At 64.7% G+C, this 12,644-nt stretch carries 13 protein-coding genes; 4 read left to right on the top strand and 9 right to left on the bottom strand.

All coding sequences use genetic code 11. The annotated features are described in order from the left end of the window. Nucleotides 1-5 precede the first annotated feature (5 nt). The 3 genes from AC1DW2_RS22625 to AC1DW2_RS22615 all read left to right on the top strand — a co-directional run bounded on the left by AC1DW2_RS22625 (nucleotide 6) and on the right by AC1DW2_RS22615 (nucleotide 2,506). Nucleotides 6-830: an ABC transporter permease gene (locus tag AC1DW2_RS22625; RefSeq protein WP_259256845.1), complete on the top strand. Its 825-nt coding sequence runs from the start codon at nucleotides 6-8 to the stop codon at nucleotides 828-830. A gap of 20 nt (nucleotides 831-850) precedes the next feature. After that, nucleotides 851-1,690, top strand: coding sequence for an ABC transporter ATP-binding protein (locus AC1DW2_RS22620; protein WP_081369229.1), 840 nt, complete (start codon nucleotides 851-853; stop codon nucleotides 1,688-1,690). Nucleotides 1,691-1,780: 90 nt separating this feature from the next. Then, on the top strand, nucleotides 1,781-2,506 hold the full coding sequence (locus tag AC1DW2_RS22615; RefSeq protein WP_063986244.1) for a Crp/Fnr family transcriptional regulator: 726 nt from the start codon (nucleotides 1,781-1,783) through the stop codon (nucleotides 2,504-2,506). Nucleotides 2,507-2,516: 10 nt separating this feature from the next. Here AC1DW2_RS22615 and atzF read toward each other — a convergent pair whose 3' ends face one another. The 9 genes from atzF to flgB form a co-directional block, all read right to left on the bottom strand. Further along, complete coding sequence (gene atzF, locus AC1DW2_RS22610; protein WP_283017039.1) at nucleotides 2,517-3,902, bottom strand: allophanate hydrolase; 1,386 nt, start codon at nucleotides 3,900-3,902, stop codon at nucleotides 2,517-2,519. 169 nt (nucleotides 3,903-4,071) lie between these two features. Continuing rightward, nucleotides 4,072-5,103, bottom strand: a complete 1,032-nt coding sequence (locus AC1DW2_RS22605; protein ID WP_231142304.1) for a Tim44 domain-containing protein — start codon at nucleotides 5,101-5,103, stop codon at nucleotides 4,072-4,074. A gap of 229 nt (nucleotides 5,104-5,332) precedes the next feature. Next, the gene (gene cckA, locus AC1DW2_RS22600) at nucleotides 5,333-7,915 is read right to left on the bottom strand and encodes a cell cycle histidine kinase CckA (RefSeq protein WP_085404225.1); all 2,583 of its coding nucleotides are present in this window, start codon (nucleotides 7,913-7,915) and stop codon (nucleotides 5,333-5,335) included. A gap of 154 nt (nucleotides 7,916-8,069) precedes the next feature. Next, the gene (gene flhB / locus AC1DW2_RS22595; protein WP_063982289.1) at nucleotides 8,070-9,149 is read right to left on the bottom strand and encodes a flagellar biosynthesis protein FlhB; all 1,080 of its coding nucleotides are present in this window, start codon (nucleotides 9,147-9,149) and stop codon (nucleotides 8,070-8,072) included. A 7-nt stretch (nucleotides 9,150-9,156) separates the two neighbouring features. Further along, nucleotides 9,157-9,927: a flagellar biosynthetic protein FliR gene (gene fliR, locus AC1DW2_RS22590; RefSeq protein ID WP_028148497.1), complete on the bottom strand. Its 771-nt coding sequence runs from the start codon at nucleotides 9,925-9,927 to the stop codon at nucleotides 9,157-9,159. A gap of 17 nt (nucleotides 9,928-9,944) precedes the next feature. Further along, nucleotides 9,945-10,208: a flagellar biosynthesis protein FliQ gene (gene fliQ, locus AC1DW2_RS22585; protein WP_014494021.1), complete on the bottom strand. Its 264-nt coding sequence runs from the start codon at nucleotides 10,206-10,208 to the stop codon at nucleotides 9,945-9,947. Between the two features lie 130 nt (nucleotides 10,209-10,338). Beyond that, on the bottom strand, nucleotides 10,339-10,647 hold the full coding sequence (gene fliE / locus AC1DW2_RS22580) for a flagellar hook-basal body complex protein FliE (protein WP_008142413.1): 309 nt from the start codon (nucleotides 10,645-10,647) through the stop codon (nucleotides 10,339-10,341). A 16-nt stretch (nucleotides 10,648-10,663) separates the two neighbouring features. Then, nucleotides 10,664-11,089: a flagellar basal body rod protein FlgC gene (gene flgC / locus AC1DW2_RS22575; protein WP_354130456.1), complete on the bottom strand. Its 426-nt coding sequence runs from the start codon at nucleotides 11,087-11,089 to the stop codon at nucleotides 10,664-10,666. A gap of 97 nt (nucleotides 11,090-11,186) precedes the next feature. Then, the gene (gene flgB / locus AC1DW2_RS22570) at nucleotides 11,187-11,591 is read right to left on the bottom strand and encodes a flagellar basal body rod protein FlgB (RefSeq protein ID WP_063982288.1); all 405 of its coding nucleotides are present in this window, start codon (nucleotides 11,589-11,591) and stop codon (nucleotides 11,187-11,189) included. Between the two features lie 350 nt (nucleotides 11,592-11,941). Between flgB and AC1DW2_RS22565 the strand changes: the two genes are divergently transcribed. Beyond that, on the top strand, nucleotides 11,942-12,644 hold a 703-nt coding region (locus AC1DW2_RS22565; protein WP_477007170.1), incomplete at its 3' end, for a flagellar biosynthetic protein FliO.

Raw genomic sequence — 12,644 nt, 5'->3', positions numbered from 1 at the left:
CAGCCATGCAGGACGGCACTTCAGCAGGACAAGAAATTGCTCTCCGCACCGACGGTCGCGGTCGGCGGCCGGATTCAGCTCGTCTTCGCCGCCTCAATATTCTAATCGGGGCGCTTTCGCTTCCCCTGTTCGTCGGCCTCTGGGAACTGGTCTCTCGTTCCGGGGCCGTCAACATGGTGCTGTTTCCGCCGCCGACGGTGGTAGCTGCGGCGGTCCTTGAGTGGATACGAAGCGGGCAGTTCCTTGGCGATCTGCTGGCCAGCCTCTTTCGCGTCACCACGGGGTTCATCTTAGGCGGCGCGCTCGGCATCCTGCTCGGTATCCTCACCGGCCAATTCCCTGTTGTTTCGAGCTTGCTGTCCCCGCTATTCCACATCCTGCGGCCAATTCCGCCGATTGCTTTCGTGCCGATCGTCATCCTGTGGTTCGGCCTGTCGGAGGCGGGAAAACTATTCCTCGTCGTATGGGGCGTGTTCTTCACGGTTTGGCTTTCGACCCACATCGGCGTGCAGAAGGTCGACCGCGGCCTGATTCGGGCGGCGTTGATGCTCGGCACGCCCCGGCGGCAGATGCTCCAGGAGATCGTGCTGCTGGGCGCGCTTCCCTACATCGTGGTCGGGTTGCGCACCGCCGTCAGCATCTCCTTTTACACGCTTGTCGCGGCCGAACTCGCAGGCGCTTTCGCCGGCATCGTCTACAGGATCGAGATTGCGCAGCAGAATTTGCAAACGGGCCAGGTCATGGGCGGGCTCGCAGCGCTCGGGTTGATTTCGTTCACTGCCGACCGGCTGTTTTCGGCTCTTGCGGAACGTACTGTCTGGTGGCGTTGATGTCTGGAGCTCGATCGACCATGAAACTGGCTCTGGCAAATTCGCCAGCCTCCGTCGAATCGGCGCGGAAACAACCGGCCATTCAAGTCTCAGACCTGAGCATCGTTTTTGACACCCGCCGCGGGCAGACCATCGCGGTGGATCGCGTTTCCTTCGACGTGGCACCTGGCGAGTTCGTTTGCATCGTCGGGCCCTCCGGCTGCGGCAAGTCGACGGTGCTCAATACGATCGCCGGACTGGAGGTGCCGTTTGAAGGCGATATCCTGGTAGAGGGCTCGCGTGTCTACAGCCCGCGACCCGATGTCGGAATGGTGTTCCAGCAGCCGCATCTTTTCCCCTGGAAGTCTGTCCGCAGGAACATCGCCCACGGCCCCAGGATGCTTGGGAAGTCCAGGACGGAAGCGAATGCCATCGCCGACGATCTGATCGCGATGGTCGGTCTCAAGCGTTTCGCCGACGCATATCCGAACACGCTGTCCGGGGGCATGCAACAGCGCGTGGCGATCGCGCGAGCGTTGGCCAATCAGCCCCGCGTGCTGCTGATGGACGAGCCCTTCGGGGCCCTCGATGCGCAGACCCGGGCGGTGATGCAAGACAATCTGCTGGAGCTGCGCGACCGGATCAAGGCGACGATCGTGTTCGTCACGCATGACATAGATGAGGCCATCGTGCTGGCCGACCGTGTTCTCATCATGAGCGCGGGACCCGGCCGCATCCTGCGCGAAGTCGCGGTCAAGCTGCCGCGCCCGCGGTCGAGCTCTGTCATGGTCGAGCCAACCTATCTTTCCCTCAAGAAGGATTGTCTCGACGTCATCCGCGCAGAAGGGTTGCGGGCGTTCAATCAGTCGGACGCGAGCTGATCCCCCAGAACTTGGAAATCGCGAAGCAGCCCGCAGCGCGCTGGCATGGTTCTTGAATAATCGATGCCGGGTCTCACCGTGGAGCCGGCGATGCACAGGGCGAATAGCGCGATAGCGGCAGGCGTGATGCTGGCCGAGTCGGACAATCTCGTCAGGCCGCTGCCCGGCTTGCTGGATGGTCTCAACCGGGCTGATTGCAATCGGCTGCGCGCGATCGGACGCGAGAAGGCCCTGGAAGCCGGCCAACTGGTTTGGTCTCAGGGCGACACACAGGCTGGGATCTACCTGATCAGCGAGGGACGCATACGCAGCTACTATGCGGCGCCGTCGGGGCGCGAGGTCACGCTCGCCTACTGGTTTCCCGGCAACTTCGTCGGCGGCCCCGATATATTCGGAACGGGCCCGCACATGTGGTCATCGGTTGCGGCCGAACCCAGCCTGTTGACGTTCATGCCGGGACTGGCGCTGCGGCGGCTTGCGCTGGAATCGCCGGCGATCGCCGTCGCCCTGCTGGATGCCCTGGCATTCAAGGCGCGATGCTATTCGGCGATGGCCCAGATGCTCGGGACGCGCTCGGTGACCGAGCGGCTGCATAGCCTGTTGATCTTCCTGTCGCACGTCTACGGCGTTAAGCGCGACGGCGAGGTCGTCATCGGGATGCCGTTTACCCACGGCGATCTCGCCAATCTCATCGGATCCACCCGCCAATGGGTGACAGTACAGCTCGCGCGGCTCCAGGAGGAAGGCGTGATCAGGTACGACAGATCCGTGATTTCGATCCTGGATCTTTCGACACTCGAGCAAGAGATGGAATAAATTCCGTCCGTCAACCGCCAGACTTCAATTCGAACGCCGCTCGGCCCGCACTGGCCTCGAACCGCCGCGCCAGTCCGATCAGCGCGCGATCATGCCAGGCCGGCGCCAGAAGGGTCACGCCCATCGGCATGCCGTTCGGCAATGTCGCGTTCGGAACCGCCACGCCGCAGAGATCGAGCAGATTGGCAAAGTACGAGTAGTAGCCGAGGCGATTGTTGAGGGTGATCGGATCGCGATCCATCTCCTCCAGCGTGAACGGCCGCGGTGCGGTCGGGACCACCAGCGCATCGATACCCGCAAAGATCGCCTCGGCGTCGCGGCGAAGCCGGTGCAGCCGGTGAATGGCACCAAATGTGTCGATCGCTGAATAGCCGGCGGCCGAGCCCAGCACGGTCCTCGTGACATCAAGCAGGGAGCCAGAATCGATGTCCATAAGCGAAGCGATGGCCGAGTGCCGCTCCGCGACCCAGGGTCCGCTGAACATCAACTCCCCGGCCTGGCGGAACGGCGCGAAGTCCACCTCGATCGCCGTTCCCCCGATCTGCGTGAAACGCTCGCAGGCGCGCTCATAGAGCTCGCCGCATTCCGGCATGCCAAAGCATTCGAGATCGGCGGACGCGATACGGCCGAAGCGGAAGGATGGCACCGTCCCTGTGGCGAAAGAAAAGGCCCGGGGCAAGCGGCTGTAGGGATCTTCGAAATCGAACCCTTCGATGATTTCGATGATCGCCTCGCCGTCGCTGACAGTGTTGCAGAACACCGAAACGCAATCGATCGTCGGGCAATTCGGCACCAGCCCGCGTGATGACACCAGCCCAACGGTCGGCTTGATTCCGACGATGTTGTTGAAGCCGGCAGGTATGCGGCCGGACCCGCCAGTATCGGTGCCGAGCGCGAACGCGACGTGCCCCGCCGCGACGGCGACCGCGGACCCGGAACTGGAGCCGCCCGCAATATAGCGCGCATCGGCAACCGACGCGCAGGGGCCATAGGGCGAACGCGCACCGGACAGGCCTGTGGCGAACTGATCGAGATTGGTCTTTCCGAGGCAAATTGCGCCGGCCGCGGTCAGGCGTTCGACGCTGTGCGCGGAATGCCAGGGCGTGTAGCTGAACGCGGGGCATGCGGCAGTGGTCGGCATTCCCTCGACATCGATATTGTCCTTCACACCAAAGGGAATGCCGAGCAGCGGAAGATTTTCGCCTGTCCGCGCGCGCGCCACAAGCTTCCGGCATGCTTCGAGCGCCTCCTCCCGCGGGCGGAGATAGATCCAGCAATTGCGGTCGCGCTCGGCCTCGATCCGGTCATACGCCGTTTCGATCGCCTCCAGCGGCAGGGACGAATTCCTGGCAATGGTTTCGTGATTTGTCCTGGAGCGCGCGACAGACTGGCTCACCGAATATCTCCCTCTCTAACCGGCAGGCGCGAAATTGCGGGAGCTCTGCGCGGGCAACAAGCAATTAAGTGCTTCGCGCAAAATGGTCGGCCGTATCAGGATATAAGCGGCTCAAAGAAAAAGGGCGCCGTGCCGAAGCACGACGCCCTTGTCTTTAATCTGCGTACGATCAGTTGGTCTGCTGGATCGCCGACAATTCCCAGCCGCTGCCCGGACGGCGGGCAAAGGTCCAGATCTCGGTCGCCTCGCCCGGCTGCTCGCTGCCGGCGACAACCGTACCGCTGTTGCGGTCCAGCGTCTTGTCGGTGAGGGCGAAGCGCAGCGCTACCGTGGCGTATTCGGTCTCGCCTTCGCGCCAGGCTTCCGCGAGGTCGCCCTGCAACAGCTTGACGTTGGTCACCTTGTTGACGACGTTGCGCGCGCGGTTCTGGCCGAGGTCCTGCTCGAAATAGGAGACCATTTCCGGCGTCGCGAGCGTGTGCAGCTTGGCCACGTCCTCGTTCGACCAGGCGGCCTGGACATCGCCGAGCAGGCGCTCGAACGCCTCATAGTCATCCGGCTTGATCTCGAGCGGCGCGTTGTTGGCGCCGCCGAAGCCGAAGCCGCCGAGACCACCGCCAAGTCCACCACCGACGCTACCGCCACCGAGGCCGCTGCGATAGTTCGGCTGCGGTCCCTGACCGCTGCTTGCATCAGCATTGGCATAGGCCGCCTGCTGCGAGTGGCGGCGCTGCCACCAGGACATCGCCAGCCGCACCACCAACACCACGAGCGCGATCTGGATGATCAGGCCAATGATTGACGACAGGCCGCCGAGGCCACCGAACAGGCCGCCGCCGAACAGCATGCCGAGCAGGCCTGCGCCGAGGAAGCCGGCCGCAAGGCCGCCCATGAAGCCACCGGCGCGGCCGAACAGGCCGCCACGCGCGGGTGCGGCGGCAGCCGAATTCATGCCGGCACCCGGCTGGGTATAGGTGCGGTTGAACTGCGAGGTCGAGCCCGGCGCGGTCGTGGTCGACGGCGGCGCCGAATAGGTGCGCGAACCGCGCGAACCCGACGACATGCCACCACCGACGCGGGCGTCCGCGGACGAAATCACCAGCGCAGTCGGCAGCGCAAGCGCCAGCATGACGGCGAGGGTCTTGAAGAGAGTGCGGGAGCGTTGCGAGAAAGTCATGTGCGTTTCCCAAATCCCCGGCATGGGGACGTGCTCCTAAGATGGGCAGACTTCCCGAAAAGTGAAGCCGGTTTCGGAACTTATGGCTGCGGCCCTCAGTCGCGGGGATGTGGCAAAAGCCCATATTTGGCGGGGGTTTGGCCGGGGAGCCGGAGGAACTGCGGTCGCGGGTTACCGGCGGGTTTACGACAGGAATGCCGCTTTTTCCTCGTCATTTCGAGGAACTCTCGCAAATCGACCGTGATAGTCGCCGTCATCCCGCCTTTGCCATCGTCTCCTTTACGGCCGCCACGAGCTGGCTGAGCGTGAACGGCTTTGGCAGGAAGTCGAATTGCTGGCCTTCGGGCAGGCTCTTCTCGAAGGCATCCTCGGCGTAGCCGGAGACGAAGATGAACTTGATGTCGGGATTCTTCTCGCGCATCGCCTTCAGCAGCGTCGGGCCGTCCATCTCGGGCATCACGACGTCGGAGACGACGAGATCGATCGCACCGCTCTGCTCCTCCAGGACCTCCATGGCCTCGACGCCGTTTTCGGCCTCGACCACGGTGTAGCCGCGCGAGCGCAGGCCGCGTGCGTTCAGCGCGCGCAGGCCCTCTTCGTCCTCGACGAGAAGGATGGTGCCCTGTCCGGTGAGATCGGTGCGCGGCTTGGCCTCCGCCGCCGCAGGTGCGGTCTCCTTCGCGGCGCCATTGGCCGCGCCGACCACTGCAGCGGGCTGCTCCTGCACCTCCGGCTCGGCGTGATGGCGCGGCAGGAAGATATGGAACGAAGTCCCCTGCCCCGGTTCCGAGTCCACGTAAATGAAGCCGCCGGTCTGCTTGACGATGCCGTAGACGGTGGAGAGCCCGAGGCCGGTTCCCTTGCCCACTTCCTTGGTCGAGAAGAACGGCTCGAAGATCTTGTCGCGGATATCGGCGGGGATGCCGGTGCCGGTGTCGGCGACCTCGATCCGCACATAGTCCGCGGCCGGCATGCCCTTGTAGGCGAGCTTGGCCGCTTCTTCCGCGGTGACGTTGGCGGTGCGGATGATCAGCTTGCCGCCGTCGGGCATGGCGTCGCGCGCGTTCACCGCCAAGTTGACGATTACCTGCTCGAACTGGGAGACGTCGACCTTCACCGGCCAGAGATCGCGGCCGTGGATGGTCTCGTGCTTGACCTTCTCGCCGATCAGCCGGCGCAGCAGCATGGCGAGATCGGACAGCGCATCGCCGAGGTCGAGCACCTGCGGCCGCAACGTCTGCCGCCGCGAGAACGCCAGCAACTGCCGCACCAGCGTCGCCGCGCGCGTCGCGTTCTGCTTGATCTGCATGATGTCCTGGAACGACGGATCGGTCGGCTTGTGCGCGTTCAGCAGGAAGTCGTTCGCCATCATGATGGCGGAGAGCACGTTGTTGAAGTCGTGGGCGATGCCGCCGGCGAGCTGGCCGACCGTCTCCATCTTCTGCGACTGGTTGATCTGGTTCTCCAGCGCGCGCCGCTCGGTGGTCTCGAGCATGTGCACGATGGCGGCTTCGGCCTCGTTCTCGGCCGCATCCACCGGCGTGACGAAGAACTGGCCCCAGCGCTCCTTGGCTCCCTCGAGCGCCACCTCGACCGGCGCGACGTCGGCTTGGCCCTCCGCGGCCTGGTTGATGGCCGTGATCAAAAGTTGCCGGTCGCGCGAATTGACCGCGCGGAAGATCGACTTGCTGGCGCTGTCGAGCCCGAGCGCCTGCCCGAGCTTGGCGTAGCGCGCGTTGGCGCGCACGACGTTGCCGCCTCGGTCGACGGTCGCGATCGCCATCGGCGTATGGTCGAAGAAGCGCATGAAGCGCACTTCGGCGGCGCGGTCGGGATCGCTGCGCTCGTCGCGGGCGCGGCTGATGACGAGCGTGCGCGACGGCCCCGGCGCGCCGTCGGCGCCGAAGGCGAGCTTGTGATAGAGCCGCACCGGCATGGTCTTGCCGGTGCGCATGCGCAAGTCGATGTCGAAGACTTCCGTCTTCACCTCGCCCGGCACCGCCACGATCGCGGTGAGCAGCGAGGCGCCGTCGCCGGAGACGATGTCGGTGAGCTTCAGCCCGCCCGAGCCGATCTCGGCGAGATCGTAGTCGAGCCAGTTCGCCAGTGTCGCGTTGACATAGGCGAGCTCGCCTGCCGGGTTGACCGAGAAGAAGCCGCAGGGCGCGTGATCGAGATATTCGATCGCGTGCTGGAGTTCCTGGAACACGTCCTCCTGGCGCTCGCGGTCGCGGGTGATGTCGGAGATCGACCACACCGCGTATTTCGCCTCGCGCTTCCCGGTGCCGAGCGGGCGCACCCGCATGCGCAGCCAGCGGCCCTGGCTGCCGTCATGGCCGGAGATGCGCACCTCTTCCTGCTGCCGTTTTCCTTCGCGCGCAGCCTTGAGCAGGCGGAACACGGCTTCGGAGACGTCGGGGTTGCCGATGAAGACGCGCTCCACGGGCCGCACCTCCTGCGGTCCGCTGGCGCCGGTGAGCGTCAGATAGGCGGCGTTGGAATAGACCACGTGGCCGCGGGGATCGGTCACGGCCAGGCCGTCGAAGGCGTGGTCGGCAATGCGCCCCATCACGGGATCGTCGAGACTGCGGTCGACGAAGCGGATGATGCCGGCGGCGAAGGCGAACAGGTTGAACAGGCCAACCATCGCCAGCACGGCGAGGATGCCGAGGATATAGGGCTGCGCCTGCGCGCGCCCGAGCGTCATCAGCCCGACGGCGACGGCGACGAGGCCGGCGGCCACCAGCAGCACCAGCGCAATGCTGCCCGAGCGCGGCGACGGCTCGTGCGCCGCAACGGGCTCGCGTGTGAGGTCGTGGTCGGTCTCGGCAGTCATTTCAAGCTGGCACAGCCTGTCGGCAGAGAATCAACGCGCTACGGGGCGCGTGGGGTCCTCCCTGCCTGAATCGGACCCGCAGGCGCAAGGGCAGCAAGGGCGAAAGGTACGCTGATTCCCAGATTACGGCCATTTCCGGTACTTTTCGGGCATTTTATCCGCGTCCGGCGCCGAATCCCTGCTTCAGCCGCATGACGTAACCGATGACCTCGGCGACCGCATGGTAGTGCTCGGTCGGGATTTCCTGGTCGATTTCGACGGTGGCGTAGAGCGCGCGGGCGAGCGGCACGTTCTCGACGATCGGGATGTCGTGCTCGCGCGCGATCTCACGGATCTTGAAGGCGAGGTTGTCGACGCCCTTGGCGACGCAGATCGGCGCAGACATGCCGCGCTCGTAGGACAGCGCGATCGAATAGTGGGTCGGGTTGGTGATGATCACGGAGGCCTTGGGAACCGCCGCCATCATGCGCTTCTTGGAGCGCTGCTGGCGCAATTGCCGGAGCTTGCCCTTGATGTGCGGGTCGCCTTCGGACTGCTTGAACTCTTCCTTGATCTCCTGGAGCGACATCTTCTGCCGCTGGAACCAGCTGCGATATTGGAAGAAATAGTCGCCAATGGCGATGATCGCGAGCGCCGCGACCACTGCGCCGAGCAGATGAATGGTCAGGCTGGTGCTGGCGCCCAGCATGGCGGCCGGATCGAGCCTGACCATCGCCTCCATGCGATGGCGCTCCGGCCACAGGACCACGGTCATGACCGCGCCGAGCACGATCAGCTTGCCGAGCCCCTTGAGGAAGTTCGCGGCCGCCTGCTTGCCGAAGATGCGCTTGAGGCCCTCGGCCGGCGACAGTTTGCTGAATTTGGGTTTGAGGGATTCGGCCGACCAGACCAGGCGGTGCTGGAGCACGTTGCCGGCAATCGCCGCCAGCACCAGCATCAGCAGGGGCACGCCGATCGCTGCGAGCACGGCGACCTCGATCTGCTGCATCAGCGCGAGCAGAGCCCTGCCGTCGGTCTTGATCATCCAGGAATTGGCAAGCAGGTTGCGCATCGGCGTCACCAGCCCGCTGCCCACCGAGCCCGAGAAGGTGGAGACCACGAGCGTGCCGCCCGCGATCATGAACCAGGTGTTGATCTCCTGGCTCTTGGCGACGTCGCCGCGTTCGAGCGCCTCTTCGAGACGCTTTTGTGTCGGGTCTTCTGTTTGACTGTCGGGATCGTTGTCGTCTGCCATCGATCACCTATTTGAGCGGCATCATCTGGTGCATCACACCGATGAAATAGTCGAGATACGTGCCCATCATCGCGGTGAGCACCACGGCGAGCACCAGGAAGCCCACGAAGATCGACAGCGGCACGCCGACGAAATAGACCTGCATCTGCGGCATCAGCCGCGCCAGCACGCCGAGCCCGATGTTGAAGACGAGGCCGAACACCAGAAACGGTCCGGAAAGTTGCAAGCCCAGGCTGAACGCGGCGGCAAAGGCGCGCGTCGCCAGTGAAGCGACGTCGCCGCTCGATACGGTCTCGCCGGGCGCGAAGATCGTGTAGCTGTCGTTCAGCGCAGCGATCACCAGATGATGGCTGTCGGTGGCAAACAGCAGCGTCACCCCGAGCATGGTCAGGAAATTGCCGACCAGCACGCCCTGCTGTCCCTGTGTCGGATCGACCGAAGTGACGAAGCCGAGCCCCATCTGCTGCGCAATCACGGCGCCCGCGACCTGAAGCGCCGACAACGTCACGCGCGCGGTCGCCCCCAGCACGATGCCGATCACGATCTCATGCAGCATCATGACCAGCAGCGGCGCGATCGAGCCCATGTCGACGTGGTAGGCGTTGCGATGCAGCGGCAGGATGATCAGCGTCAGCAGCAGCGCGATCGCCAGCTTGATCCGCGTCGGAATGTTGGTCTCGCCCAGCCCCGGCAACAGCATCACCATCGCACCGACCCGGGCGAAGGCGAGCATGAAGGAAGCGGCGAGCGCCGGCAGCAGCGAGACGTCGATGCGCATGACGAGCGCATTGTGCCTCAGCCGCCGATGATTCGCGACGAGATCCGCATCATGTGGGAATGGAGTGCGTCGGCCATGAACGGCAGCGCCAGCAGCATCGTGGCGAAGATGGCCAGGATCTTCGGCACGTAGATCAGCGTCTGCTCCTGGATCTGCGTCAGCGCCTGGAACAGCGACACGACGACGCCGACCACGAGGCCGACCACCATCAGCGGCGACGACACGATCACGATGGTCCAGATCGCATCACGCGCGACGTCGAGGGTTTCAGGTCCGGTCATGTTCTTTTTCTCACTATGAGTTGTTCGTCATTCCGGGGCTCGCGAAGCGAGAGCCCGGAATCCATACTCCCGATCGTGGTTATGGATTCCGGGTTTGCGACTTCGTCGCGCCCCGGAATGACAGGACCGATCAGATCGGCATCTTCATGATGTCTTCATATGCCGCGATCACGCGGTCGCGGACCGAGACCAGCGTGGACACCGCGACGTCGGTGTCGGCGACCGCCGTCACCACGTCCATCACGTTGGCCTTGCCGGCGGCCATCGCCACCGTCTGCGCGTCGGACTTGCGGCCGGACTCCATGACGCTGCCGACAGCGTCTTTCAGGAGCGACGCGAAGGACTGCCCGCTCGCTTCGCTGCCCTTGCCGGCGCCGCTGTTCTCCAGCACGCGGGCGAGGTTGGCATAAGCATTGGCTGCGATTGTCGGTGATGCCATGGCTTAATTGTCCTGTTCAGCTCTTGAGGATGTCGAGCGTGCGCTGGATCATCCGGCGCGTCGCACTGATGATGTTGAGATTGGCCTCATAGGACCGCTGCGCGTCGCGCATGTCGGTCATCTCGATCACCGAGTTCACGTTGGGATATTTGACGTTGCCGGTCGCATCGGCGGCCGGATTGTTCGGCTCGAATTTGGTGCGGAAGTTCGACTGGTCCGGCTTGATCCTGCCGAGGGTGACGACCTGCGCGTCGAGCGTGCGGTCCAGCGCGGAGGAGAAGGTCGGCACCTTGCGCCGGTAGGGATCGCCACCTGATGTCTGCGAGGTCGAATCCGCGTTCGCGATGTTCTCCGAGATCACCCGCATGCGCCCGGCCTGCGCGCGCAGGCCGGAGGTCGCGATCGCCATCGAGCGGGCAAAGTCGCTGCTGTCATTCGCCATGATGCGCTTCCCTCAGCTCTTGAGCATGATCTCCGCGCAAACGCGTTCCGCGTTTGTCGCGAGGGAAAACCGCCCGCACACTTTTCCGGATCATGCTCTAGCCTTTGCCGATCGCGGTCTTGAGCAGATGCAGGCTCTTGGAATAGAGCGAGGTCGCCGCCGCGTAGTCCATCTGGTTGCTGGCGGCCTTCATCATCTCCTCCTCGAGATTGACGGCGTTGCCCGCGGGACGGGTCTCGAAACCCGCATTCCTGTTCTGGTCGAAGCCCGAGGCCGCGCCGGATGGCGTCATGTGGGAGCCGCTGGTGCGGGTGAGCGCCAGGGGGCCCATCGAGCCAGTGACGGCGCCTGATTTGTCGAGCTTCGGCTCGACCAGGTCGCGCGGCCGGAATTTGGGCGTGTCGGAATTGGAGACGTTCTCGGACAGGACGCGCTGGCGCTCCTGGTGCCACTGCATCTTGGTGCGAAGCGCCGACAGCACCGGGAGGTCGTTGATGGACATCGTTGCGGCTCCTTCCGCCTCTCGGACCAAAGGCCCGAAGCTAGGCAGAATTTGCCGCGTGTATGGTTAACAGGTGGTTAAAGATGGCGTCGATGCATGTCCCTTGATGGAACACCACTTTGCGCCCCCCGTGATTCTACGCATCCAAAAGCGGCATTAACCCAACCGTTTGGCGGGCCATGCACAGGCCAAGAAGTCGTTTTGGATCGAGCGATTCATAGGTTATTAAGAGCTGGGGACGGCAAAACTTGCCGTGGGACGTTAAGAAATCGCAGTTTGGGGCATCCCACGCCGATGGTTGGCGCGTCTGACCATGGGCACGAGAAAAGCGCCATTTGTCGGGGACAAGTATGCAAGGCAGCCCAATCACCTTCATCGTGGCGTTCATCGTCGTTCTGGCGTTGATCGGCGTCGCCGCATGGTTGGTTCGCCGATTCGCCAGCAGCCGGCTCGGTGCCAACACCCAGCGCGGCCGGATGCCCCGGCTTGCCGTGATCGATGCCGCCGCGGTCGATGGCCGGCGCCGCCTGGTGCTGGTCCGGCGTGACAATGTCGAGCATCTCCTGATGATTGGCGGTCCCACCGACATCGTCGTCGAGCCCAATATCGTGCGCGCAGCGCCCGGCCGCGACCAGCTTCCGCAGCGTTCCAATGCCGCCGAGCCGCCGCGCCTTGCCCCGATGCCCGATACCAGCAGCTGGACCGACGAAGCTCCGCGGCCCGAACTGCTCGATCATCCCGAACCGCAAATGCCCGAGCCGCCGCCGCGGCCGCGCCCCTCCTTCGCCGACGAGGTACGCCGGCCCGCTCCCGCACTGGCCGAGCGCCGCAACGAACCGCCACTGGCCGGCTTTCCGCCTGAGCCGATCCTGCCGCCGCGCCCCGAGCGCGAGGCACGCCCCGAGCCGGTTCCGCCGCGCATCGCCCGCAACGAGCCTCCGCTGATGCCACGTCCCCCGCGGCAGACCGAGCCGGTGAAAGTGCCCCCGGTGCGCGCCGAGCGCGCGGCCGCGCCACCGCCTCCCCCGCCCGTGCCGCAGGCTCCGCCCGTTC

The sequence above is a fragment of the Bradyrhizobium sp. P3_C3 genome (assembly GCF_056402655.1).
The sequence above is the reverse complement of the archived record's forward strand: the minus strand, read 5'-3'. Positions and strand labels throughout refer to the sequence as shown.